Origin of the sequence: Methylicorpusculum oleiharenae (genome assembly GCF_009828925.2) — a bacterium.
GTDB lineage: Bacteria > Pseudomonadota > Gammaproteobacteria > Methylococcales > Methylomonadaceae > Methylicorpusculum > Methylicorpusculum oleiharenae.
Window position 1 is genome coordinate 2,822,826 of the sequence record NZ_WUTY02000001.1, and the last position, 25,896, is coordinate 2,848,721.

General features: G+C 45.6%; 24 protein-coding genes. 14 read left to right on the forward strand and 10 right to left on the reverse strand.

What is annotated here, in order from left to right:
• Positions 1-12: 12 nt before the first annotated feature.
• Positions 13-921: a 5'-nucleotidase gene (locus tag GO003_RS12750; RefSeq protein ID WP_159656387.1), complete on the forward strand. Its 909-nt coding sequence runs from the start codon at positions 13-15 to the stop codon at positions 919-921.
• On the opposite strand, the gene GO003_RS12755 is transcribed toward GO003_RS12750, so the two are convergent.
• Both GO003_RS12755 and epmB read right to left on the reverse strand, forming a co-directional pair.
• The gene (locus GO003_RS12755) at positions 893-2,401 is read right to left on the reverse strand and encodes a hypothetical protein (RefSeq protein WP_159656385.1); all 1,509 of its coding nucleotides are present in this window, start codon (positions 2,399-2,401) and stop codon (positions 893-895) included. The genes GO003_RS12750 and GO003_RS12755 overlap by 29 nt on opposite strands.
• Before the next feature lie 135 nt (positions 2,402-2,536).
• Complete coding sequence (gene epmB, locus GO003_RS12760; RefSeq protein ID WP_159656383.1) at positions 2,537-3,544, reverse strand: EF-P beta-lysylation protein EpmB; 1,008 nt, start codon at positions 3,542-3,544, stop codon at positions 2,537-2,539.
• A gap of 82 nt (positions 3,545-3,626) precedes the next feature.
• Here epmB and efp point away from each other — a divergent pair, with 82 nt between their 5' ends.
• The gene (gene efp, locus GO003_RS12765) at positions 3,627-4,196 is read left to right on the forward strand and encodes an elongation factor P (protein WP_159656381.1); all 570 of its coding nucleotides are present in this window, start codon (positions 3,627-3,629) and stop codon (positions 4,194-4,196) included.
• On the forward strand, positions 4,196-5,176 hold the full coding sequence (gene epmA / locus GO003_RS12770; protein ID WP_159656379.1) for an EF-P lysine aminoacylase EpmA: 981 nt from the start codon (positions 4,196-4,198) through the stop codon (positions 5,174-5,176). The genes efp and epmA overlap by 1 nt, the downstream gene beginning before the upstream one ends.
• Positions 5,177-5,283: 107 nt before the next feature.
• Here the strand turns inward: epmA and GO003_RS12775 are convergent, their stop codons facing one another.
• From GO003_RS12775 to cysG, 3 genes are all read right to left on the reverse strand, one after another.
• On the reverse strand, positions 5,284-5,619 hold the full coding sequence (locus GO003_RS12775; RefSeq protein ID WP_159656377.1) for a c-type cytochrome: 336 nt from the start codon (positions 5,617-5,619) through the stop codon (positions 5,284-5,286).
• A gap of 176 nt (positions 5,620-5,795) precedes the next feature.
• The gene (locus tag GO003_RS12780) at positions 5,796-6,746 is read right to left on the reverse strand and encodes a WD40 repeat domain-containing protein (RefSeq protein WP_159656375.1); all 951 of its coding nucleotides are present in this window, start codon (positions 6,744-6,746) and stop codon (positions 5,796-5,798) included.
• 13 nt (positions 6,747-6,759) lie between these two features.
• Entirely contained in the window at positions 6,760-8,154 is a 1,395-nt protein-coding gene (cysG, locus tag GO003_RS12785) for a siroheme synthase CysG (RefSeq protein ID WP_159656373.1), read from the reverse strand.
• A gap of 83 nt (positions 8,155-8,237) precedes the next feature.
• Between cysG and GO003_RS12790 the strand changes: the two genes are divergently transcribed.
• Complete coding sequence (locus GO003_RS12790; protein ID WP_159656371.1) at positions 8,238-8,468, forward strand: sulfurtransferase TusA family protein; 231 nt, start codon at positions 8,238-8,240, stop codon at positions 8,466-8,468.
• A gap of 39 nt (positions 8,469-8,507) precedes the next feature.
• On the opposite strand, the gene GO003_RS12795 is transcribed toward GO003_RS12790, so the two are convergent.
• The gene (locus tag GO003_RS12795; RefSeq protein ID WP_159656369.1) at positions 8,508-9,194 is read right to left on the reverse strand and encodes a histidinol-phosphatase; all 687 of its coding nucleotides are present in this window, start codon (positions 9,192-9,194) and stop codon (positions 8,508-8,510) included.
• A 291-nt stretch (positions 9,195-9,485) separates the two neighbouring features.
• Between GO003_RS12795 and GO003_RS12800 the strand changes: the two genes are divergently transcribed.
• Positions 9,486-10,049 (forward strand): RNA pyrophosphohydrolase, encoded by a 564-nt coding sequence (locus tag GO003_RS12800; RefSeq protein ID WP_159656367.1) that lies wholly within the window; start codon positions 9,486-9,488, stop codon positions 10,047-10,049.
• On the opposite strand, the gene cpdA is transcribed toward GO003_RS12800, so the two are convergent.
• From cpdA to GO003_RS12820, 4 genes are all read right to left on the reverse strand, one after another.
• Positions 10,023-10,823, reverse strand: coding sequence for a 3',5'-cyclic-AMP phosphodiesterase (gene cpdA, locus GO003_RS12805; RefSeq protein WP_159656365.1), 801 nt, complete (start codon positions 10,821-10,823; stop codon positions 10,023-10,025). The two genes, GO003_RS12800 and cpdA, sit on opposite strands and share 27 nt — an antisense overlap.
• A 5-nt stretch (positions 10,824-10,828) precedes the next feature.
• Complete coding sequence (gene argA / locus GO003_RS12810; RefSeq protein WP_159656363.1) at positions 10,829-12,145, reverse strand: amino-acid N-acetyltransferase; 1,317 nt, start codon at positions 12,143-12,145, stop codon at positions 10,829-10,831.
• 377 nt (positions 12,146-12,522) lie between these two features.
• A complete protein-coding gene (locus tag GO003_RS12815) occupies positions 12,523-14,277 on the reverse strand; it encodes a serine/threonine-protein kinase (RefSeq protein ID WP_159656361.1) in 1,755 nt (584 codons plus the stop codon).
• Positions 14,278-14,439: 162 nt separating this feature from the next.
• Positions 14,440-16,701, reverse strand: coding sequence for a PAS domain S-box protein (locus GO003_RS12820; protein ID WP_159656359.1), 2,262 nt, complete (start codon positions 16,699-16,701; stop codon positions 14,440-14,442).
• Between the two features lie 303 nt (positions 16,702-17,004).
• On the opposite strand from GO003_RS12820, the gene GO003_RS12825 reads away from it, so the two are divergent.
• The 9 genes from GO003_RS12825 to bamA all read left to right on the forward strand — a co-directional run bounded on the left by GO003_RS12825 (position 17,005) and on the right by bamA (position 25,874).
• Entirely contained in the window at positions 17,005-17,658 is a 654-nt protein-coding gene (locus GO003_RS12825; protein ID WP_159656357.1) for a potassium channel family protein, read from the forward strand.
• Positions 17,659-17,661: 3 nt separating this feature from the next.
• Positions 17,662-19,032, forward strand: a complete 1,371-nt coding sequence (locus tag GO003_RS12830) for a TrkH family potassium uptake protein (protein WP_159656355.1) — start codon at positions 17,662-17,664, stop codon at positions 19,030-19,032.
• Between the two features lie 51 nt (positions 19,033-19,083).
• A complete protein-coding gene (locus tag GO003_RS12835; protein WP_159656353.1) occupies positions 19,084-19,524 on the forward strand; it encodes a VOC family protein in 441 nt (146 codons plus the stop codon).
• 128 nt (positions 19,525-19,652) lie between these two features.
• A complete protein-coding gene (locus GO003_RS12840) occupies positions 19,653-19,982 on the forward strand; it encodes an ASCH domain-containing protein (protein WP_159656351.1) in 330 nt (109 codons plus the stop codon).
• 12 nt (positions 19,983-19,994) lie between these two features.
• Positions 19,995-20,270: a GIY-YIG nuclease family protein gene (locus tag GO003_RS12845; RefSeq protein WP_331001639.1), complete on the forward strand. Its 276-nt coding sequence runs from the start codon at positions 19,995-19,997 to the stop codon at positions 20,268-20,270.
• Entirely contained in the window at positions 20,264-20,986 is a 723-nt protein-coding gene (truC, locus tag GO003_RS12850; protein ID WP_159656349.1) for a tRNA pseudouridine(65) synthase TruC, read from the forward strand. Before GO003_RS12845 ends, truC begins: the two co-directional genes overlap by 7 nt.
• 128 nt (positions 20,987-21,114) lie before the next feature.
• Positions 21,115-22,326, forward strand: coding sequence for an argininosuccinate synthase (locus GO003_RS12855; protein WP_159656347.1), 1,212 nt, complete (start codon positions 21,115-21,117; stop codon positions 22,324-22,326).
• A 422-nt stretch (positions 22,327-22,748) separates the two neighbouring features.
• Positions 22,749-23,354 carry a hypothetical protein gene (locus GO003_RS12860; protein ID WP_159656345.1) on the forward strand — a complete coding sequence of 202 codons (606 nt, stop codon included), beginning with the start codon at positions 22,749-22,751 and terminating at the stop codon, positions 23,352-23,354.
• A 228-nt stretch (positions 23,355-23,582) separates the two neighbouring features.
• The gene (gene bamA / locus GO003_RS12865) at positions 23,583-25,874 is read left to right on the forward strand and encodes an outer membrane protein assembly factor BamA (protein WP_159656343.1); all 2,292 of its coding nucleotides are present in this window, start codon (positions 23,583-23,585) and stop codon (positions 25,872-25,874) included.
• Positions 25,875-25,896: the final 22 nt, after the last annotated feature.

The following is a 25,896-nucleotide window of genomic DNA, read 5'->3' on the forward strand; positions in this document are numbered from 1 at the left end:
CTGATAGTACCCATGAAAATCGATAAGCTGGTTGTCGCTGTTTCTTCCCGGGCGTTGTTTGACTTGAATGAATCTCATCGTGTTTTTGAAGAACAGGGAAAAGAAGCGTATTGCCGTTATCAGATCGATCATGAAGATGAGCTCTTATCCCCCGGATTTGGCTTTGATCTGGTCAAAAAGTTTTTAGCCATCAATGATATGAGTAAGATTGGGCCGCTGGTTGAAGTTATTTTATTGTCACAGAACAGCGCCGATACCGGTTTAAGAGTCTTTAACTCGATTGCGCATTTTCAGCTGAACATTACCCGAGCGGCATTTACCAGTGGTGTGTCGCCTTATGGTTATATACCGCCTTTTGGCGCGCATTTGTTTTTGTCGACCAATGCCGATGATGTAGCAAAGGCTTTGCATTCAGGATTTGCTGCGGCAACGATTCTATCGGGCTCATCGCTGAAAAAAAGTTCGGAGCAGTTACGGATTGCCTTTGATGGTGATTCGGTATTGTTCTCGGATGCTTCCGAGCGTATTTATCAGGAGCAAGGTTTACAGGCTTTTACTGAAAATGAACGGAACGAGGCGAAAAAGCCGTTACCGGGCGGGCCGTTTAAAGATTTTCTGAGTGCTTTACAGCATATACAAACCCATTTTGAGCAGGACCTTTCTCCGATTCGCACGGCTCTGGTCACTGCGAGAGCGGCGCCGGCTCATGAGCGAGTGGTAAGAACGCTGCGTGCATGGGGTATTCGTATTGATGAAGCGTTATTTCTGGGCGGTATGTCCAAAGGCGAGTTTTTGGATGCATTTGGCGCCGATATTTTTTTTGACGATCAACGTGGACATTGTGAGTCCGCAGCCCGGCATGTTGCCTCGGCGCATGTGCCGCACGGCATAGTCAATCAACACTCGCCTGAAAGCAAATAAATTGATCGTTGGTCTCTTCCAGCCGTTCAAGCGTCAGAATGCGGGGGTTATCTCCGGTTATCTCGAGTTTATCTCCGGATGAATAGCGGGCTGCCGGTAATAGGATGCTTAATGCTCCGTTTGCTCTTCTCAGTAAAAGTCCACGGCAAATTTTTTCGTTATATCTGATGACAACGGTTCGCAAGTTTCCCGGTAATTTTTCCAGCAGGGCCCAGCCGATAGCATCATTCGGGTTGGCCTGCTGGGCTCTGACAATGCCCAGATCGGGCGGTTTTTGGTTGCTGAGGATCAGAACCAGTGTGTTGGGGCGGATTGATGCATGCCTGATTTGAGCGGAACAAAAATTTTCAAAGCGCGCGGGTTGGATATTGGCTCGCTCGATAGTTGACGACAGTCCGCTTCCCGATAGATCTATGTGGCCGGTATTAATATCTTTCAGGGGTTCCAGTTCGATATCGTTTAAATTGTTGCTTTGCTCGGGTAGTGCGCTGAAACGTTTCAAATTGGATAATTTGGTGAGCTGTTTTACCAGTTCCAAACACGCTTCCATACCCACTACCACCTCAAAATAACGAGGCATACTTGGCGTAAGCGAGTCAAGAATCTCTCTGTATCCGTTTAGTTTTTGCCAGTAGGGAAAAAACCAGGATTCTCTGCCGGTAAGTTCAGGGTGGATTTTCTTTAGGTGTTGGGTCAGGCGGTCTGTACTGATATAAAAGGGGCTGGAATCTGATGTTTTCGCTTGACCGCTTAGAATAGGCAGTTCAGTTCGGGTGTCCCAGATAAAGGTATGATGCGTCGATCCCTGTCCCGAAATATCGAGCTTGTCGGCGCATTTCCCGGCTAGGTCAAAAAGTGCCGTTCTTTTATTGAATGGCGCTTGATAGGCGTTTAACAGGTCAAGTACAAGGCTTTGCTTAAACAACGAAATAAGCGTGGTATTTTTAGACGTATCTTTGGCGTGGTCGGTTACTGTCTTGTCTAAAAGATTTTCACGAATCGCCAATTCATAAAGGCCGCCCATTTTTTTCCAAAGTGTCGTGGAGCCGCGGTTGTAATAAAGGCTATTCGCCTGGATAGATTCGCTGACCAAGCGCAAAATTTTTGCCAGTGTTTCTATTTTCTCTTCTTCCGGTATCGATTTTTGCCTCAATGCATTGATATAGGCAAGACACAGTGCTCTGATCAACATGGCGTTCAATCGGGCAATCTTTCTTGATTTGGTGCTGAGGTGGCCTGGGTCAGGAGCGCTTTGGGCCAATAAAAGTATCAGCTTATCGCTATTTTGATGCACTAAAGGCGCGATAACATTCAACCCGGCCAATAAATCATGATCAGTGCCATGAACTTTTGACAGTAGATTTAAAGCTGAAAGCAATTCATTACTGGCCGGGATGGTCTCAATGAAGTTGACCAGGGACAGCCAGTCCGATACGGAATCAGCATTTATGATTGACGGAAGATCCAAGTGTCGAGTCATCTTTTCATAGGTCATCTGATTAAAGACGGGGCGAAAAAATCATGGCGCCGGACAAAATCTATGGGCAATTTCCTTAAGAAATTGAGGTTAATTGTAGGCCACTACCGCCTCTCTTGCACAAAGGAATAACGAGGTCTATCCGCTCAAGCTTTGTTTTGAGGGCGTTCCTGCGATTTCTTTGACCAATTTGGGTACCAGATAGCCCGGTAAACGGTCCTGTACCTGCTGAATCAGTCTGAGGGCGTGTTCTTCGCTGACTTCAAAATGGTGTGTGCCGTTGGCTTTGTCCAGACTATGCAAATAGTAGGGAATGATGCCGTTTTCAAATAAGCGCTCACTCAAATTACATAAATCATTTGCCGTATCGTTAACGCCTTTTAGAAGGACGGACTGATTTAACAAAGTTATACCGTAATCTTTGATCAACCGGCAGGCTTGAGCAACGGATTGGCTGATTTCATTGGCGTGATTGCAATGGACGACCATCACGGGGGTGGCTTGTGTGCTCGTTAGAATGTCCAGTGATGTGCCGGTAATCCGGCTGGGCAACACGATAGGCAAACGGGAGTGGATGCGAATCCTCTTGATATGGTCAATGCCGCCCAATTCCTGCATCAAGCCGGCTAATCGCTCATCGCTGAGTAATAAAGGGTCGCCGCCGCTTAATATCACTTCTTTGATCCGGATATCGTTTTTAATATAAGCCAGTGCCTGGTCCTGCTTTTCTTTGCTGACCTGATAATCCGAATAGGGAAAGTTCCGCCTAAAGCAATAGCGGCAATTGATCGCACAGGCCCCGGTATTAATCATCAAGGCCCGGCTTTCGTATTTGTGAATAACCAGGTTGTCTCTGGCGGCCGCTTTATCGCCGACCGGATCATCGCTAAAGCCCGGCATTGTCACTAATTCATCAGTTAACGGCAAGACCTGGCGTAGCAAGGGATCGTTGGCGTCGCCTTTTTGCATGCATTCGGCAAAACCGCGAGGTACGCGTAAGACAAATTGTTTGGCCGCCGCTTCAGAAACAGGCAGTTGGGCTGTATCCAACTGCAGAAACTTACACAGGTCTTCTATCGTTTTAAAAGCGTCTGCCAATTCGTGTTGCCAGCGAATATCGCCAAGGGGTGGATGGTTTTTAGTCATGAGATGTGCGATTTAGTTTCTTACAAATCCAGCGTCCATTATAATGCCTCGTTTTTATATCGTTTTTTGTCTCGAGGAAAAAATGGCGACTTACAGTACCAATGAATTTAAAAGCGGATTAAAAGTCATGTTGGATAATGATCCGTGTGCAATTATTGAAAATGAATTTGTGAAGCCGGGTAAAGGACAAGCTTTCAATCGAGTCAAAATCAGAAACCTGAAAACAGGGCGGGTGATCGAAAGAACTTTTAAATCAGGGGATTCTCTGGAGAGTGCTGATGTGGTCGATATTGAAATGCAGTATCTCTACAATGACGGTTCTTTCAGGCATTTTATGGTGCCGGACACATTCGAGCAATACCAGGCGGATGATAAAACCGTCGGTGACGCTTCTAACTGGTTAAAAGACCAGGACAAATGTACTGTTACTTTATGGAATGATTCGCCATTATCAGTGGTGCCTGCCAATTTTGTTGAATTGGCAATCACCGAGACCGATCCTGGTTTGCGAGGCGATACTTCTGGCGGCGGCGGCAAGCCTGCCACGCTGGAAACCGGAGCAGTTGTCAGAGTGCCGCTGTTTGTTCAAACGGGCGAAATCATCAAGGTGGATACCCGCACAGGCGAATACGTTTCTCGCGTTAAAGAATAGTGAATTCCGATTGGCTGCCTTCTGGCGATTTAAGGTTGTTGAAGAGCAGGGCGCAATTACTGGCGGCCATTCGGCAGTTCTTCTCAGAAAGGGGTGTTTTGGAAGTTGAAACGCCCTTGCTGAGTCAAGGTATAGGGACTGATCCTCAATTGACTTTTTTCACGACGGATTACCAGCTTTATCCCCGCAGGCAAACGTTATACCTGCAAACATCGCCGGAATTTGCCATGAAGCGTTTATTGGCAGCCGGTTCCGGTTCAATTTATCAAATCTGCAAGGCCTTCAGAAACGGAGAGACGGGACGTTTACATAATCCCGAATTCACTCTATTGGAATGGTACAGGGTTGGCTTTGATCTGTTTGACTTGATGGACGAGGTAGAAGAACTGGTTAATGTAGTGTTTTTACCCTACCGGTCGCTGACCTGTACCCATAGAGTCAGTTATCAAACCGTTTTTATGCAGCATACCGGTTTGGATGCGTTACGGTTTTCTTTAACCGATTACTCCTCCTATGCTGAAAAAACAGGCATTGCTGAAGCAATCACAATTTGCGGAATGTCTCATGCATTATGGCTGGACTTTATTTTCAGTCATTGCGTTCAGCCCAAGTTAAATGACAACGCTTTGTATCTGGTTTATGGTTATCCTGCCTGTCAGTCGTCCCTGGCTCGTTTGAATGCTCAAAATCCTGAGATTACTGACAGGGTCGAAGTATTTATTGATGGCGTCGAGTTGGGTAATGGCTATTACGAATTGACCGATGCGCGAGAGCAGGATGAACGATTTGACAGAGAAATAGCCATCAGACGCCTACAGGGCTTGCCTGACGTGACCAAGGATCTTCGTTTATTGCAAGCGCTTGAATCGGGATTGCCGGATTGCGCCGGAATTGCAATCGGTTTGGATAGGCTGTTAATGCGAATGACCCAGTCCGTATCGATTGATCAGGTCTTGGCTTTTCCTATCGCCAAGGCTTAAGCAGAAGCACTGGTTGATGATCTGAAGTCTGTCGCAACAAAAAAGCCCCGTCGATTGTATCGAGCGGGGCTTTTATTTTTAAGTCAAAATCAGGTAGTGATTTTAACTTATTTGCTCAGGTACTCGTAAAGCGCATCAATAGCTTGCTCTTCAGTTAAACCTTCTTTTTTGACTGGACCTAAGCTCATGATTTGTTCAACTGCTTTAGGCATGGCGTTTTTACCTTCTTTTAAAACGGTGCCAAATTTAGCGCGATCCAAATTCCCGCCTTTGATCAATACGCGCAGTTGTGGGTTTGAAGAAATGTCGTGACAAGTGCCGCAGCCGCGTCCGAAAGCGCGGTCGTAGATTTTTTTGCCGATTTCAGCGTCACCAGCAGCGTTAGCTTGCGCGCTCAGAGCAACCAGTGCAATTCCAGCAGACGCGATTAATAATTTTTTCATTTTGACCTCTCTTGTGATGGAAGAAGAGCGCACTCTTTAGTTGTAATTAAATGACTGCGCTCAATAAAAAAGTTAAACCCGAAAAGAATAGGGGATTTAACGGAAAAATTCAATTAATTTTACTTTTTGTCGTGGAGATTATCGTTAATGTGTCTGAACAATTACTGAATTTTTAGTTAATTTTTCCAACGTTGCAGATAACCATTTGAGGCGATGCTGTAAATTTTTTTATCGTTTTCGATAAACGCAAGTCCCAGCACCGAAGCAACAGTTGGCCGCCTCTTTTCATCCTTTTTAGCGCGCCAGAACTTTATCCGTTGTCCTGTCTTGATATTCCAAAGATCAATGCGTCCTGAGGTCAAGCCGGTGATCAACTGTCGCCCATTGCCGGAGAATTTTGCTGTCGCAATCGTTTGCCTGTCAGGTTTCAGGGATTTGTATATTTTACCGTTACTGAGCTTCCATAACAGTGCCTGTCCAAGTGCTGCGTTGGTAAAGGCATAGCTGTCATCCGGACTTATCGCAACGGATGACAACTGATTGTAATGACTCCAGGTGTACTTTAATTCACCGGTTGCCAAATCCCATAATTTAGCGGTTTTATCGGCGGAACCAGTTAACGCATAGTGTCCGCTTTTTGAAATATCGGTTGCCAAAACCGAGCCTTCATGCCTGAAAGCATAAAGCGTGAGGCCTTTTTTGAGTGAAAAATAGATGGCTTTATCGGGTAACCCAATGAGCGCAAAATGTCCGTCACTGGATATGCTGACCGCGCTAATCTCGGGGAAACTCCATACTTTTAAAAGCTTTCCATCACTGATACGCCACCAGACCAAAGAATCACGCTCTGCGGTGATTGCAAATTCTTCATTGCCTGAAATGGACGTTTTTATAATACCATTGGTTCCATCCAGGTGTTTCCATGAATGAAGCAGACTTTTGGGTTTTAATTGCCACAGCTCTGCAGGTCCCGACATGTTGCTGATCAAAGCATAGTGCTCGGAAATATCAGCCGCAAAAAGATTATCAGGGCCTAGCTGCTGGGTTTTTTCTGAATTAGACGAATTACCACAGCCGTTAAGCAGAAATAAACAAAATAAAGCGGCAAAACATAAACGATTTAGCATGACTGATCCCGGATTACAGCGCTGAAGTAGCGCTGTACCAATTAAGTTTAGTATGCAATTTGACGACATTCCCGATAATGATCAAGGTCGGCGGTGTGATATCCTCATTAGCGGCGATAGCAGGCAGTGTCGTGAGTGTTCCGGTGTAGACTTTTTGATTCAATGTGGTTCCCTGTTGAATCAATGCGGCCGGTAAGTCATCCGGTGCGCCGTGATCTATCAATGACTGGCAGAGAAAAGGCAGTCCTATCAAGCCCATGTAAATGACCAGGGTCTGGTTTGGGAGAGAGAGTTGCTTCCAATTGAGATTAATGGTGTCGTCTTTTAAATGTCCGGTAACAAATGTGCATGATTGTGCATAATCCCTGTGTGTCAAAGGGATGCCTGCATAAGTGGCGCAGCCCGATGCGGCGGTAATGCCGGGCACAACCTGAAAGTTAACGCCTTGCTCCATCAGGGTTTCAATTTCTTCTCCGCCCCGGCCGAATATGAAGGGGTCGCCGCCTTTAAGACGGGCTACACGCTTGCCTGATTTGGCCAGCGTTGCCAGTAAACTGTTGATTTCGTCCTGCGGCAGACTGTGGTCACTGCGTTTTTTTCCGACATAGATTTTTTCAGCATCTCTGCGCGCCAGTTCCAGAATCGCCGGGGCGACGAGGCGATCATAGAGGATCACATCGGCCTGTTGCATCAACCGTAATGCTTTAAAAGTCAGCAAATCAGGGTCGCCTGGACCTGCTCCTATCAGATAAACTTCGCCTTGGGCCGTTGAATTTGATTCTTCGGCCAAGCATTTTTCCAGTTGAAGAGTCGCTTGAAGTTCATCTCCTTTGAAAACCAGTTCTGCGATCGGGCCTTGTAACGCTTTTTCCCAGAAAATTCGCCGTTGTGCAGGTTCTTTGATCGATCGCTTGACTTGCGGTCTGAATTTTTCAGCCAAGTGTGCGAGGCGCCCGTAAGTGGGCGGAATGATGGTTTCCAGTTTGGCTCTTAACAAGCGCGCTAAAACCGGCGATGCGCCGCCCGATGAAACCGCGACTATCAGAGGTGAACGATCCAAAATCGCAGGAAAAATAAAGCTGCACAGGTCGGGGCTGTCAACGACATTGACGGGGATTTTATGCTGACGAGCAGCGGCTGCAACACTTTCATTGGTGGTTTTGTTGTCGGTGGCCGAGATGACTAGGGTAAATCCCGCGACATCCTCTGCGGTAAAGCTTTTTTGTATGATGCGCAGGCTAAGGTCACTTTCTCTTTCTTTTATTGAAGAACGGATATCTTTGGCTATGACGGTAATACAGGCCCCTGCTTTGCTGAGCAAGTCAATTTTTCTAGCCGCAATTTCGCCTGCACCCACCACCAAACAGGCCTGGCCTGTCAGTTTAAAAAATAAGGGAAAATAGTCCATGTGATCGGTTAGTTCGCTGTTTATTGTAGCGGTGGTATTATAAACACCACTTAGGGAGTTTATAGAAATTATATCCAAGAACCATGATTGAATTTGATTTAGAAGTTGATGCCAGCGGGTTAATGTGCCCGTTGCCCTTATTAAGATTGAAGAAAGCCCTTCAGCAATTACTTGCCGGACACATTGTTAAAATAATCGCTACCGATCCGGCAGCGCATCTGGATATCGGTGTCTACACCGAACAGACCGGGCATGAAATTGTTGATTTTGTGCGGGAAGGAGATAAACAAATTTTTCTGATTAAGAAAAATTAAAAGGCAAAGACTGGTTTGCCTTTTAATCATCCGGCGCGTTTATTTTTTGAAATGGTGCGTGGGGCAGACATGGTTTCTGAGGCTGATAATGGGCCATTCCTGCTGTTCTGCGATCCGTTGCAGCTTTTCATCCGGATCAACCGCAACCGGATGTGTGACTCGATTCAACAGGGGCAAATCATTGTGGGAGTCGCTGTAAAACCAGCTGTCGTCGAGTGTTTCCGAATGCGATGCCAGCCATTCGGTCAATAATGTGACTTTGCCATCCTGAAAACAAGGGACGCCATTAAAGCCCCCGGTATATTTTCCATCGGAAAACTCAGGCGTGGTCGCTATCAAAATATCGATGCCGTAAAGTTGTACGATCGGTTCAGTGACAAACCGGTTTGTCGCCGTAATAACCATTAAGGTATCGCCTTTAACTTTATGTTTATTTATCAGTTCCTGAGCGGGTTTCAGCAAGATTGGAAAAATCTTTTCCTGAACAAATTGCTCTCGCCACTGAAACAGTCTTTGCGGTTCATTATCTGCAAGCGGACGTAAAGAGAATGCCAGGAATTCTCTGATATCCAGATTCCCTTGTTTGTAGTCTTCGTAAAATTTGGCATTTGCCGCTTCATAAGCGTTTTTGTCGACTATGCCCTGATCGACCAGAAACTGCCCCCATAGAAAGTCGCTGTCATCCGCGATGAGTGTATTATCTAAATCAAAAATAGCTAGACTCATTAAAATACCTGTTTAAATTGGCTTTAAAAATAGGCTATAGCCTCCCCAACTGATTTGTGGAACAATAGCTTTATTAATTTTATTCACTGAACGTTACGACGAGTTTATCACCTTAGCGGGTTTACGCTGAACTCATAAAGTAAGAACTGATTGAGAATCTGTGCAGCACAAGCGATTTTAAAGTCTGTAATGACCGAGCGCTTTCATGGCTTAATAATTCTCGCGGTTCCAGCGAACTGATCGCCTAATGCGAAGCAGTCGGTGACGGTCAGATAATTCAAAGGTTTTAACATGATTGACTCAAAAGGATACCGACCTAATGTCGGAATAATCCTTTGCAATGACGAGGGTCGCGTGTTTTGGGCTAAACGTTCCGGTGCCAATTCCTGGCAGTTTCCACAGGGGGGCATTAATGATGACGAAGACCCTGAAGCGGCGATGTATCGTGAACTGTGGGAGGAGACCGGTTTGCGTGCCGAACATGTGCAGTTGCTGGGACGCACAAGATATTGGCTGCGTTATCAATTGCCTGAAAGATATATCCGCAAACAGTCGATACCCCTTTGCATAGGACAAAAACAAATCTGGTTTATTTTGCGCTTGGTTACGCCTGAATCCAATGTGCGTTTTGATCGAACGGCCAAGCCTGAATTTGATGGCTGGCGCTGGGTGGATTATTGGGAACCACTGAATGATGTTGTGTACTTCAAACGCAAAGTGTACCGAAAGGCGATGGCGGAATTGGGTGCACTGCTGGTAGCCGATTCTGTTCCGGTAAAAGCAGATGGGTATCTGGCTAAAGAAAAAAAGAATCTGAAAAAAACCAGGTCAATAGCCAAACGAGTCCAAACTTAGCTCCTGAAGCAAGCCTGGGAGGCGGTAGACGCTGGTTTCGATTGACCCGTCAGGCAATAAGTTAATGATACGGTAACCGGGCATCTCCAAATCCAGCGTAAAATCGCTGCACAGCGGCTTGAATTGAAAACAGGTCGCTGGTGAGCCTAGAACACGAATGGACTGATAATCGCGGTCCATCACTTGATGGATATGCCCGGTCGTGACGGCTTTTACTTGCGGAAAATCGCGTAGAATGTTCAACACTTCCTGCTGATTCTCAATCAGCATGGTATCCATCCATTGGCTTTGCGTCGGCAGGACATGATGATGGACTGCGATTAACGCAAAATAATTCGGCTGTTCAGTCAGACATTTCTGTAAAAATAACAGTTCTTCATTGCCGATATTGCCGCCGGGTCGGCCGGGTATCTGGCTGTTAAGACAGATTAACTGCCAGTCATCAAACAAGGTTTGTTTGTTACAGCTGATTTTTTGACTGTTAAACAAACTGAGCATCAGCGGGTAGTCGTCATGATTACCGGGCAAGCACACCGAATTGACCGGGTATCGTTCCAGCGTTTTTAATATCCGCATATAACTCGCCGCACAAGGATCTTGAGCAAGGTCTCCCGATAGCAGAACAAGATCAAAGGTATTGCCTGTGGCAAATGCCTGATCAAGAACGGCCTTGAAATAATACTCGGTGTCTATGCCCAGCATTTTCTCCCCTGGGGCAGGCAAAATATGAAGGTCGGTAATTTGAAGGATAGACACCGTCTTTGAATAAGGCATAGGCATTAGCTAATGGTTTTGCATAAGACTTTCGAATTTCTCTGCGGGTTGTAAGATGATTTCAAAGGTTCAGGCAGAAGTTCAATGGATACAGGCTTGAACCCTCTTTCAATAAACCAGTGAACGGTTTGAGTCGAAAGTACATAAAGTTTCGAAATATCAGACTGTTTTGCTTTATCATAAATGTAATCCAACAGGTGGCTGGCTCTGGATGCTCGCTGATAATCCGGATGAATTGCCAGACAGGCTATTACACCCCTGCCTGAATCAGCTAGAGCATGAAGCGCGGTGCAACCAATAATCAAACCGTCTCGTTCAATAATAATATAGTCGGAAATTTCCATTTCCAGTTTTTCACGAGAGCGTTTAACCAATAAACCTTGTTGCTCCAAAGGCTTTATCAATTCCATGATGCCGCCAATATCGTCCAGTTCGGCGGTACGGATCGTCTCAAATGCGGCGTGACTGACCAATGTGCCGATGCCGTCACGCGTGAATAATTCTAGTAACAAAGCACCATCAACTTGCCGGTTGACCAGGTGGGCGCGTGTTACGCCGTTTTGACAGCTTTGAATGGCTGCGCTTAAAGAGCGGGCGATGGCTTCCGGCAGGTTTGGATTGTTTTCCAGTAATTCATTGGCTTGCCCGGTAGTCAGTTGCTGGACTGGTTTCTGGTTATCAGGATTTAAACAGTTTTGCTCAGTCATCAAAATTAGTTTTTCAGCCTGCAAGGCGATAGCGACTTCGGTGGCAACTTCCTCCGCCGAAAGATTAAAAACCTCCCCGCTCGGAGAATAACCAATCGGTGAAATCAGCACGACATTATTCTGGTCAAGTTGTTGATGTATCCCCTGGCTGTCAATTCGCCGGACTTTGCCGGTATAGCAATAGTCAATTCCATCCAGCACACCAAGCGGCTTTGCGGTGACAAAATTGCCCGAGGCGACTCTGATTTTTGCACCGGCCATGGGTGAATTAGCCAAGCCCATCGATAACAAGGCTTCAATTTCTACCCGGACCAATCCGGCCGCCTGTTTGACATATTGCAGTGTCGATTGGTCGGTAATGCGAAGGTGATGGTGAAATCTGGGCGTATCTCCTTGCTGTAGCAGGCGTTCATCTATTTGGGAGCGAATGCCGTGGACCAGAACCAGCCTGACACCCAAACTTTTCAATAAGGCAAAGTCATGAATCAAATTATCGAAATTCGGTTCAGTCACCGCCACGCCGCTAAAAAAAATGACAAAGGTACGGTTCCGGTGGGCGTGGATGTAAGGAGAGGAATTCCTGAACCAATTGACGAATGTGCTTTGTTGTTCCATTGAGATAATTTCAAGACAAACTGAGTTGTTGAGTCGACAAAGGCCCGATAAAAATTGTGGGTTAAGCCTTGTTTATAAAATGAGGTTGACTGACGTTAATCTCATTTTACTGGAATATACCGGGCAGGTGGTAGGTTACAGGCGCCTTGAAGAGTCGGCCACTCAATGCTTTGTCCACTGTATACCTTTCGCACTTCAAATTTCGGCAGTGCCTAAGGAGGCAACGGGTTGTTCGGCAAAGGCTTTGCCGGCATGGATGCTGGCATAGAGCCTACATGGATGGTTTTACGGCGTCCTTTCGAGCATCCCTGTGCCGAATTTCGATCTACGATGGGCATAGATGCCGGATTTTGTTCTGCAAATGGGGCAATCGAATGTCAGGGCTGGCGTAAAATTTTAGCTTTGAGATCCAATAAGGTCTGGTGTTTAGGGATGGCCTCCAAGCCCTCTTCAATCTTGGTCAGACTTTCATCATGTTTGCCTTCAACATAAAGTTGTTCTGCCTGCTCACTCAGAATGTCGGCAATTTTTTTCAGACCCTGTTTTGCTTCTTTATTATACGGGTCGATCTCAAGCACCTGCCGATAAGACCAGAGTGCATTGCTTCCGGTAGGCGCCGTCAAATAACCCACATCAAAATGAATTTCTGCCAAATCCAATAAATCTTTGATTTTTAACTGTTGCTCAGGGCTAAGTTGAATGATTTTGTCTTGTAACGGATCTATCTCTTGAGCGAGTTTAATGTAACCGGCAATTCCGGCAATAAGAGTAATGACAGCCAGGCTGCCCAGGATAATGGGCAGTGCGGATTTGGCCTGCAATCCGTTCATGAATTGCTGAACGGATTGAATTCTGTCTTGCCGTTTAAAGGCAAGTCCTTTGGCTAGCGTTTTCCATTGTCTTCGGCTTAATCCACTGACCATTTTAGGTTGCAGATTCAGTTCCATAGCTTTTGGGGCTGAAAGTTTTCCGTAGGGATGCTTTCCAGTCAAAATTTCGTAAGTTACACAGGCTAAAGCGTAAACATCATCGCTGGGGTCCGGATCATTTTCGTAAAACATTTCAAGGCTTGCATAGGCAGGCGTAAGGGCACCCAAATCACGGCGGGCGTCAAATACCGTTTGATCCTGCTCGGCATCATGACGGCTTACGGCGCAGGCTATGCCGAAATCAAGGACTTTAACTTCGCCGTTCTCTAAAACGCAAACGTTGCCGGGCTTGAAATCGGAATGGACAATCCCGTGCTTGTGGGCATAAGCCAACGCCAAACATAAACCTTTAATGATGTACCAGGCTTTTTTAAAAGGCAGGCCATTGGGGGCCTTTTCTGAAATATATCGGCCTAACGATTGACCATCCAGAATCTCCATGGACATGAAGACGTGGCTTTTATCTCGGTCGAAATCGTAAACCGTAATAATGTTTGGGTGTGCAAGGGTTTGGGCTTTTTGAGTCTCTCTTTGTAAAGCGATAAAGGCGGTGGCGTTATTTTTAATGTCTTCGTTAAGGATTTTCAACGCCACGAAAGGTGATTTGTCTCTTGCTTCCTGCTTACGAAGGTCCAGTGCCTTGTAGACCACGCCCATGCCGCCGCTACCCAGCACATCCTGCAACACGAAACGCTCCTTGAGCGTCGAGCCGATGCCTAGCGGACCGTCGTTTGAAGGCGATTCAAAAGATGAATCAGTTTGAGTAAATGACAGTGTGGCTGAGTTTGAACTGGTTTGCGAGCCTGACATCACAGTCTTTGGCGGTGCCGTTCGTCCTGCCGGATTGATTACAACGGTTGATTCTTCTTCGCCAGTGAAAGCGGATGACACAGGTGCTTGATAAATCACCCGCGTCTCATCATCTTCCTGTGTTTGCGTCACGGGATTGAACCGCGTTTCATCATTGTCAGTCTGGTTCACAGAGTGGCTTAAACTGTCTAATGAAGAAAGTAAGCGTAGATAGTGCTCCGGACTCAACTGTTTTTGTTCGAGATTGCTGCGTAAGACATGCCGGATTTTTTCACTTTTTTCAGGCGTCTGTATGAGTGTTTGCTGTAAAAAAACCTCCAATTGATCCAGGTTCAGTTGCCCTTTACAAAATTGCAGCAACGTATCAGAGATAGCGTCCGGTTGATTATTCATTGATAAGTCTCAGCCTGGTAAGTCTTCATGTCATGGATTGGGAATAACAGGGTTTTGCCGGCAGTCTGATGGCCAAATGGCATCTTTCTTTTCAGGCTCATGGCCTTGAACTATTGCAAGAAGTATAAAGGAATTTCTTGAGGTGGTATTTTCTTCTGACTTTTATGAGCGTTTGAACACCATGACCGTGATATCGTCATAAAAAAAGCTAGATTGGCAGAAATCTTTCAGGTGCTGAATTAATGTGTCGACGATAAATCCCGGCTTTTGATCAGCGTACTTTTCGAATAAGGTTTTTAGTCTGTCAATGCCGAATTGTTCACCGGCCGGATTTTGGGATTCTGTCAGTCCATCTGTATAGATGAGCAGGCAATCACCGGCACTGAGTGTGATTTTCTTTTCTTCGAAGTTAATATTTTGCCTGATTCCTATGATCAATCCGTCGGCGTCCAATTCTTTACAGCTAAAGTTGCATTTTTGGTAAAGCAGCGGAGGAGGGTGTCCGGCATTGGCGTAACTGAGGGTTTGCGTCGTGGTGTAATATTGAAGGTAAAAGAGGGTAATAAAATGATCGGCGTTATAAAGATCCTCATAAAGAAAATTATTGAGCACGTCCAAGGTTTGAGCGGGTGAGCCTAACCAGGTGGCTTGTGTTCTAATGGCGCTGCGAGCTGCGACCATCAGCAGGGCCGGTCCTACCGCATGGCCCGATACATCGGCAATCACCATATCCAGATGCTGCTCGTCGCGGTAAAAATAGTCGAAATAATCACCGCCTATCTGGGTTGCGGGAAGGCAAAAGCCAGTCACTTCGAAATGGGGTGAAATGATCGGTTTGGCAGGAAACAAGGACGTTTGGATTTGCTGGGCAATTTTCATTTCGTTTTTCGCGATAGCAAGATTCACCTGCGCTTCCCGAATTTGCCTTTCAGCGGCTTTTCGGCTGCTGATGTCGTGAACAAAACCGCTGAATTCATAGGCATTGCCTATTTTAAGCGGTGCAATACTCAGCTCAACCGGAAACTCGGTGCCGCTTCTTCTTAATGCGATTTGTTCGGTTAGCTTATCGATAACCCGGCTGGCCCCTGTGGTCAGAAAATGGCTGAGTTCTTGATGGACAAGTTTTCGAAATCGTTCGGGTACTATCAGTTCGGCCATATTTCGTCCTATCGCTTCATGGCGTGTCCAGCCGAACATTTTTTCAGCGCGCTGGTTCCAGTCCGTAATGATGCCGTAAGAATCCATGATGATGATCGCATTCAGCGTGGTTTCAATGATTAGTCGTGTGCGTTTCTCGCTTTCGATCAGAGCATCTTCATAATGCTTTCTTGCGGTAATGTCACGATCCACGCCTCGCCACTTCAGCAGTTTGCCGTGTGCATCTATGATGGGAAGGCCGGTTGATTCGGCGATCACGAGGCGGCCTTCTTTGTGGCGGTAATGGTTTGTCAGCGCATAAAAGGCGTTTTGGACTGATGAGTAAGGCTGAAAATCGGTTTTATCCTGCTGCGTCAGAAGCTCGGTATAGTGTTTGCCGATAATCTCTTCAGGTTTGTATCCTAAAATTGTTTTTACCGCGTTACTGCAGTAAATATAGTATCCGTTCGGGTCTTGCTCCCATAACCATTCCCCTGTCATTTCCGCCATTTGTCTAAAGCGTTGTTCGCTTTCCTGAAGGGCGGCTTCGACTTGTTTGCGTTCAGTTATGTCTTCTTCTACCGCTAATAAATGAGTAATTTCGCCGCGGCTGTTTTTAATTGCGCTGATGCTCTCAAATGCCCAGTAATCTTCACCGTTTTTTCGCTGGTTTTTTATCTCTCCCCGCCATTCGCCCTGTTTGAGCAGTTCCTGCCACATTTTTAGATATTGTTCGTCTGAAGTGCCGCCGGACTGAAGTATTCTGGGATTATGGCCTAGCAGTTCCTCGTGACTGTATCCGGTCATGGAGCAGAATTTGGGATTGATATATTCGATCCGGCCGCTGGGATCGGTTATCACTACGGCGCTGGCACTTTGTTCTACCGCAGCGTGCATCAGCAACAAATTTTTTTCCTGTTGCTTGGATGCGCTGAGATCCTGGATTAAAACAGCAATAGTGGGTTTTTCATTTTTGGCGGGATCGGTCAGTTTGCCCAGTGAAATCATGACGGGGAAAGTCTGTTTTTCACGGTTGATCAATTCAGCTTGAAAATTAGCAGCCGGGTGATCGTTGTCCAGTCGCGCCAGAGCGTTTTGCCATAATTCAGCAGGACAATGGGGCGACAATATAACGTTAAGAGGTTGGTTGATCAGATCGCGCTGCGCATAACCGAACAAGTCGCATGCGCTGCGGTTGAGTTCTTTGATCACCAGTAACAAGGGGTTAGCCTGTTTTATCTCTGCAATCAGAATGCTGAATGTTAAGCCGTCAATGAAAGGTTGCATAGGTATTGATTTTAGTGATTCAGTCGATTTACCGGATAGTTTCTTACATCAACTACTGACCAAACTTTTCAGTCAATTTATACCGTATATTTTTATTGTAAAGTAACCTGTGTTGTATCTGCTCACCCCTTCAATTTTATTGCACCGACTGTAACAGGATGTTGCGGTCGGTGCCTCCTTGCCATTGTTTAATTGTCTGCTTGTTTTTAAAGCGTATAATTCCCGGCCATTATTAGCCCTGCCCGTTTCCATTACTGACGATCATGCCGGAGCAGGTGATATTGACGTAATTTTGGTGAGTTTATGGCTCAATATGCGGTAATCGGTTTAGGTAGATTTGGCACGACGCTGGGGTTGCAGTTAGTCAAAATGAATCACGATGTTATGGGAGTGGATTTTGACAGAAAAGTGGTTGAGTCGTTATCCGGTTTACTTACGCACACGGCTATAGCCGATGTCACGGATGAAAATGCACTGCTTGAACTGGGTTTGACGGATTATGACGCGGTCATTGTTGCAATTGGAGAGAATCTGCAGGCCAGTTTGCTGTGTGTTGTTCATTTAAAAAATCTGGGTATAGAAAATCTTTGGGTCAAAGCCACGTCCGCTTCACATCATTTGATTTTAAATAGATTGGGGGTGACACGCATTGTTCATCCGGAAGAGGAGATGGGCAAAAGAACCGCTCAGGCGCTTTCTTACCCTATGATCAGAGAATACATGTCTTTGGGCAATAAACAGTATATTGTTGAAGTACCCGTGGTTGAGCGGTTGGCAGGTAGGGCGCTGGTGGATTTGTTAGCGGAAGTGAAAGGCAAGGTGTTTGGGATTCTGATAAAGCGGCGTGACCAGATGTTTCCCTGTCCGCATGAGCAATTCGTTATTGAGAAGGATGACATTCTTATTTTGGCCGGAGATCGATTGTTTTTGACCAAACTGGCTCCTCAATTGATATAAGCCATGACTCAACTAGAGCTGTTGTGGCGTTCATTAGTGCAGAAAAATGCGCAGTTTCGACATCTGTTGATAAATGCCAGTCCGCCCGCCATATTGATGATTGGTTATTTAACGCTTATCTTACTCGGCGCCGGGTTGTTGAAATTGGATATGGCGACCGTGTCATCAATTACCTGGCTTGATGCTCTTTTTACGGCAACTTCGGCCGTAACGGTAACGGGGCTGGTCGTAGTAGATACAGGAACCGGATTTTCAGTTTTCGGCCAGGTTGTGATTGCCCTCTTGATTCAGGCCGGCGGCCTGGGGTTTATGACCTTTTCAATTCTTACGATATTGAATCTGGGTAAACGATTGGGTGTAAGGCATCAGTTAGTGGCTTTGGAAGCCTTGAATCAAACCAGCTTCAACAGTATCAAGGATGTATCCAAAGCGGTGATTGTCTTCTCTTTGGCTATAGAGGCTATTGGTTTTTTGCTTTTAGTGTTTTGCTGGGTTGACGAATACAGCTTTTCGAAAGCGGCTTATCACGCTTTTTTTTATACGATTTCAGCCTTTAACAATGCCGGATTTGCTTTGTCTGCCGATGGCTTGACCGCCTATCAGGGGGATATTCCTGTTAATCTCATCATCACTGCACTTTTTATTATCGGTGGCATCGGGTTTGTCGTGTTGCAAGATGTCTGGAAAAAATGCGGCTGGAAGAAGCTTCAGGTTTATACCAAAGTGATGATCAGCAGCACGGTGATGCTCAACTTACTGGCATGGCTGTTGGTGTGGCTATTTGAACGAAAGAATCCCGCTACAATCGGCGGGTTTTCTTTATCCGATCAATTAACCGCCTCCTGGTTTCAGGCCGTGACGCCCAGAACTGCGGGTTTCAATACCTTGCCCATAGAATCATTAACCGATTCCACATCACTGCTCATGCTCATTTTGATGTTTATCGGCGGAGGATCTTTAAGTACCGCCAGCGGCATCAAGTTGGGCACGTTCGTTGTGCTGTTAATTACGACCTATTCATTTTTAATGCGGCATGATGAGGTCACGATCATGCGTCGTTCCATTCCGCTGAATATGATCATGAAGTCTTTTGCGGTAACCGTCATTTCAATGATGCTCGTGCTGCTGGGGTCACTGATGTTATCGGCTATCCAGGAGGCGCCGCTGCTGGATATTTTATTTGAAGTGGTTTCGGCATTAGGCACGGTAGGTTTGTCCAGAGGCTTGACCGGTGATTTAAATATTGCCGGTCAGTTGTTGATTATGTTGCTTATGTTTGTAGGCCGTCTTGGGCCTTTGACGGTAGCTTATGTCATTGCCATACCCAAGCAGCGCCGGATTAAGTATCCGTCTATCGACATTCAGATCGGTTAGTTGATACGACTTATTTCAGAACGTTAACTTTGTAAACAGGAGGTCAGTGAGATGCGTTACTTACATACTATGGTCAGGGTCCGCAATTTGGATGAATCTCTGGATTTTTATTGTAATAAACTCGGTATGCACGAAATTAACCGTATGGAAAGTGAGCAAGGCCGTTTTACGCTGGTATATCTGGCCGCGCCTTTGGATGCCGATCAAGCAAGACAGCATGAAGCGCCTTTACTGGAGCTTACCTATAATTGGGACGCTGAAGATTATACCGGCGGCAGAAATTTCGGGCATATAGCGTTTGAAGTCGACGATATTTATGCGACCTGCCAAAAATTGATGGAGGGTGGGGTTTTGATCAACCGTCCACCTAGAGACGGCCATATGGCATTCATCCGGTCACCGGATCAGATTTCCATTGAGTTTTTACAAAAAGGATCGCCGCTGAAACCTTCCGAACCTTGGGTTTCTATGTCTAACACCGGAGTTTGGTGAGGTATAGAACGTGAATAAAAACGTTTGTTATTAAAAGCCGATCATCATTTAATGAAACTAATGAAAACGGCTTAAATCGCGCTAATCGTCCTCTTTTTTTACTTTTTAAAGGTTAAATACACTTATTTATGTCTGACTTACCTGAAAAAACCTGCACTATCGATAATCTGATACGCCACGAAAAACTGGTTGCTGCCGCAAAGGCGGGTTTGAAAACTCAGCAGCGCCGAAATGGCGTTTACGGCTGGCCCGGAGAACGCTTTGAGTTGCAAGGCACAGAATTTGTTGTGACCGATTTAAAAAGGGAAAAATTGGGCGACATGACGGATGAACATGCTAAAGCCGAGGGATATCCAAGCCTTGAGAGTTACCGGGATTTGATATTAAGAATGCATCCCGGAATGAACTGGGATCCGGAAAGCTTGGTTTGGGCGCATTATTTTGAAATCAAGGCGTAACTTTAAAGTGACATGATGGCTTGGCAGGTCTACATCATCCATTGCAGCGATGATTCCTTCTATACGGGTTGCACCAATGACGTGATAAGGCGTTATCGCCAGCATGAAGCCGGGAAGGGGGCCAAATATTTTTTTGGCCGCAAGCCGGTTCGGTTGATGTATCTGGAAACGCTGTCCGATCGAAGCGCGGCCTGCAAACGCGAAGCCATGCTGAAAAAACTCAAAAGAGTAGAAAAACTGCAGTTAATCAGCTCAGAAATCAATGAAATGTCGGTTTCGGAGTGTTAGAAATACTGTATCAGGATGAGCATCTGGTTGCTATCAACAAACCCGCAGGCTTGCTGGTGCATAGGTCCAATATAGACCGTCATGAGACCCGGTTTGCCGTGCAATTGCTGCGTGATCAAATCGGCCGTCATGTTTTTCCGGTGCACAGATTGGATAAGCCCACATCCGGGGTCCTGCTGTTTGCTTTAAACGCCGATGTTGCCCGGCAAATGATGGCGGTTTTCATCAACGGGCATGTCCACAAGCGCTACCTTGCTATTGTCAGAGGGTATGTCGGTTTACAAGGCAGTATCGATTATCCATTGCACGAAACGCTTGATCGGATGACCGATAGGCAAGCCGCAGAAGATAAACCGGCCCAGGCTGCATTGACGCATTTTAAATGTCTGGCAAAAGCGGAAATGCCTTTTGCTACAAAACGCCATTCAACCAGTCGTTATTCATTCATTGAGCTGGTGCCGGAAACCGGGCGTAAACATCAGTTGCGGCGACACATGAAGCATATTTTTCATCCTATCGTGGGTGATACGACTCACGGTGATGGCAAACATAATGCCTTTTTTAGAACCTATTTGGGGTCTAATCAGCTGTTATTGACGGCAAGCGACCTTCAGTTTCCTCATCCTGTGTCAGAAGCGCTGGTCTCGATCCATTCACCTTTGGATGCTGAATTTGTGAGGGTTATTGAGCAATTGAATTGGCAGGCGAATGATTGATGCTATTTCGGGCCTGCCGTATTTCCGGTTTTACGGTATAATTTCGCCCCATTAAGTTTTCATTTATGCAGATGTTTGTTCGAAACGGACACTGCAATTATTTTTATCGAGCAATACATTGGGGTGTTATGTCGAGTATCAATAAGGTCGTACTGGCTTATTCCGGAGGTTTGGATACCTCAGTCATTCTGAAATGGCTGAAAGATGTTTACGATTGTGAAGTCGTAACCTTTACGGCTGATATTGGCCAGGGTGAGGAAGTCGAGCCTGCAAGAGCGAAAGCGCAAGCCATGGGTATCAAGGAAATTTATATCGATGATCTGCGTGAAGAGTTTGCGCGCGATTTCGTATTCCCGATGTTTCGCGCCAATACGATTTATGAAGGTGAATATCTTTTAGGGACTTCTATTGCAAGACCGCTGATTGCCAAGCGCTTGATAGAAATCGCCAATGAAACCGGTGCTGAGGCCATTTCTCACGGTGCAACCGGCAAGGGTAATGATCAAGTCCGTTTTGAATTGGGTGCTTACGCGTTAAGACCTGATATTCATGTGATCGCACCATGGCGTGAGTGGGATTTGACTTCGCGTGAAACGTTGTTGGCTTATGCTGAAAAACACAGTATCCCGGTTGAAATGAAACGAGGAAAAGCCTCTCCTTATTCAATGGATGCCAACTTGTTACATATTTCTTATGAAGGCGGCATTCTTGAAGATCCTTGGGCTGAGCCTGAAGAGTCGATGTGGCGTTGGAGTGTTTCTCCGGAAGCGGCACCCGATAAGCCAACCTATCTGGAATTAACCTATAAACAGGGCGATATCGTCGAGATTGATGGTCAGGCGTGTTCGGCAGCGGAAGTCCTGGAAAAGCTGAATACAATTGCGGGAGCCAATGGCATAGGTCGTCTGGATATCGTCGAAAACCGTTATGTTGGTATGAAGTCTCGCGGTTGTTATGAAACACCGGCCGGTACGGTCATGCTTAAAGCACATAGAGCCATTGAGTCGCTGACCTTGGACAGAGAAGTGGCTCATCTTAAAGACGAACTGATGCCGCGCTATGCCAGTTTGATCTATAACGGTTACTGGTGGAGTCCTGAGCGAAAAATGCTGCAAACCATGATTGATGCATCGCAAGTCAATGTCAATGGCAAAGTCAGAGTCAAACTGTACAAAGGCAATGTGGTTGTGGTAGGAAGAGCGTCAGAGTCCGACAGCTTGTTTGACGAAGCTATCGCAACGTTTGAAGACGATGCCGGCGCTTACAACCAAAAAGATGCGGAAGGATTTATCAAATTGAATGCACTGAGAATGCGGATTGCAGCCAAGAAAAACCGCTAAATCAGGTTTATGGCGATCTGCTTGGTGTGAGGGTTTTAGGTCACGATTCTTGGGCCGTTTCAGCTTTTAAGTGCTTTAAAATCGGAAGCGGATTTAAGAGGCGCTGGCAATCAGCGCTTCTTGCATAAACCCGATAAAACGCACGACAATTTGATTTAAGCTTGTATAATTGCCATTCACCGAAAATTGGACATTTGGTTTTTGGTTGGAAAAATAATAATTTAAGGATCGGGAAAGTATTTGACTTTGTTTTTGCCTCGTGACTTCTGTTCATACAAAAGAGACACTTACCGCTGATTTTCAGGCGGGTTTAGCATCACGTATGATTGAAAATAAGAAGGTATTGCAGGGTTTGAAGGTTTCTCGTCCTTGGGGTTGGGATGCTATCTGCGCTTGTATTTGCGTTGAGAGGAAATACATTAATGAGCAATAAGCGAGAGAAAAATTCTGACGATGGACAGGCATTGAATCCAATGATTCTTCGCGAAATTCCAGTCGACAAGAGTTTAGTGATAGTCAATAAAATGTTGATTTATGCTGTTCTGGCATTAATGGCTATTGTCATGGTGATGGGTTTTTTCCTTATGCCATCCCAGGATCTCTTGAATAGTTATCAAACAGCACAGCTTGATGCTGCGTATAAAGCCAGGGAAAACCCTGTATTATCTGCAGAAATTGATGCCCTCAAAGGGCAAATGATAGGTTTGGTCAGTGGATCTATAGAGAGCAAATTAAGGACATTGGAACAAAGTGTTAAATTAGGCTCTGTAACCTATTCATTGGGAACCATTGAAGACCTTAAAAGTGACGTAAAAGTTTTGCGAGCCTATACCGAAACGACGAAACACGTTCAACCAGAGTCCAGCAATGAAGAGCTTTTAAAAGAAATGTCGCACCTTAAGAATTTAATCTATCTGACGGTTGCCTCTTGCGGTCTTATGTTGGCGGCTATTGGCGGTGTCTGGTTTAGAAATCATTATCTATTGACTCACAAAAAGCCTATCAGCGGGTTCTTAGGTAAACGCTAAAAGTCCAGCTGGATTTTAAGCGCCGCTCTTTTCTTTATCAATGATCCGGCACTATTGGCAAATGTTGCCTGCCGGGTTATTTGGCGTTGCTTCGGGCTAGCCCGGTTTTATTCAACCTCCGTCCCACTAGCAAATCACAGTGACCTTATTCCATTTGGTTGAGCGCCTAAGCTCTGTGGTATACTTGACCCGTTATAAGTCAACGGCAACCGTATTTCGCACAAATTCATGAGATTATCAGTTTTATCAGTCATTATCATGCTGACTTTGGTATTTTCACAGGTCGTAAAAAGTGAAGACGGGTTTGTAGTTGATAATATACAAGTCAATGGTTTACAAAGAATTTCCGTTGGAACCGTCTATAATTATCTCCCCGTCAATATCGGAGATACTTTTTCGTCCGAACGAATACCTGTTGCCGTCAGAGCGCTTTTTAAAACCGGTTTTTTCAAAGACATCACGATCGAAAGATCCGGGTCGACGCTGGTGGTCAATGTGGTCGAAAGACCTTCAATCGCTAAAATTCTGTTTGAAGGTAATAAAGATATCAGTTCGGAGGATTTGCTGAAGGCATTAAAAAATATCGGCCTGTCTGAAGGAAAAGTATTCAACCAGCAAATTCTGGAAAAAGTCGAACAGGAGTTGAGGCGCCAATATTTTAGTCACGGCAAATACGGTCTGAAGATTGATACCGAAGTTGCCGATCTCACCCGAAACAGAGTGGGTATCAATATCAAGATTTCAGAAGGACGGGTTGCCAAAATCAAACAGATTAATGTCGTCGGCAATAAAACCTTCGAAAATGACGATTTGCAAAAAGACTTTGAGTTAAGTACCTCCAATCTTTTGTCGTTTTATACCAAAGATGACCAATATTCAAAACAAAAGCTTTCGGCTGATCTCGAGCGTTTGCGCTCCTATTATCTGGATCGCGGCTATATCAATTTCAATATTGAATCAACGCAGGTCGCCATAACGCCTGACAAGAAAGAAATTTATATTACGATTAATGTAAAAGAAGGCGATGTCTACACGTTAGAAAAAGTCAAATTGGCGGGTAACCTGATTGTTCAGCCCGACGAAATTACCAAACTGGTTCAGGTCGGACCGGGTGAAATTTTCTCCAGAAGAAATGCGACTGAAACGTCAAAAGCCATCTCGGATCGCTTGGGTGATGACGGATATGTTTTTGCTAACGTCAACATGGTTCCTGAAATTAACGAGGCTGACAAGACCGTTGCAATGACGTTTTTTGTTGATCCGGGTAAGCGGGTTTATGTCAACCGCATCAACATGAGGGGCAACACCAAAACCCGTGACGAAGTGTTAAGACGGGAATTACGGCAAATGGAAGCCAGTTGGGCATCCAACACAAAAATCGAGCGATCCAAAACGCGCCTGGAAAGACTGGGCTATTTCGAGGAAGTGAATGTCGAGACGCCGCCGGTGGTGGGTACTTCAGATCAAATTGATGTCAACTATACTGTTGTTGAAAAACCTTCCGGAAATTTGACGGCAGGTGTAGGCTTTTCGCAAACTCAAGGTATTATTCTGAATGCCAATATCTCGCAGGACAATGTCTTTGGTTCCGGCAAACGGGTCAACCTGGCATTCAATAACAGTGATGTTTCAACTAACTACCGGTTTGGCTTTTTAAACCCTTATTTTACTCTGGATGGTGTGAGCTTGGGATATGAATTGGGTTATCGAAGCACCGATGCCCGGCAAGCCAACATTGCCAGTTATACTACCGATGTGGCAAATGCCGGAATGAACTTTGGCATACCGTTGAATGAATTTGACACTTTGCGGTTTAATGCGGATGTGAAGCATACCAGTCTGGATACTACGTCTTCCTCATCCTATGACATCATAGAGTTCATAGAAGAAGAAGGTGACAGTTTTTTAACCTTCGCCCCTTCCATAGGCTGGACACATGATACGCTGAACCGTTTCGTTTTTCCGACCAGCGGCGGACAGCAAAGGTTATCAGCCTTGGCAACCGTGCCGGGCAGCGATCTTGAGTATTACAAAATCAGTTATAAGCAGCAGGAATATTTTCCTATCGCCAAAGACCTGACTTTTAGTTTGAGTGCGGAAGCTGCGTATGGAGACGGCTATGGAAAAACAGATGAACTGCCGTTCTTTGAAAATTATTTTGCCGGTGGGGTTCGCTCGGTGCGGGGATTTAACGACAATACCTTAGGTCCTAGAGACAGACCTACCCCGGGTAATTCATCAAGACCGATAGGTGGATCTACGAAACTGGCGGGAAGTGCGGAATTATTTTTCCCCGTACCTTTTATGAAAGAATCCAAGTCAATACGATTGGGCACTTTTATTGATGCCGGGATGGTCGATAACAGTTTTTCATTTGATGAAATGCGCTATTCCGCAGGTATTTCCGGTGAATGGCTGTCGCCTTTCGGGGCTATTTCGGTCAGTGTCGCTAAACCTATAAATCTTGAAGATCAAGATGACGAAAGAAACTTTCAGTTTTCATTCGGTTCCGGTTTTTAGGCATTTTTGTTTGCTCGACTTA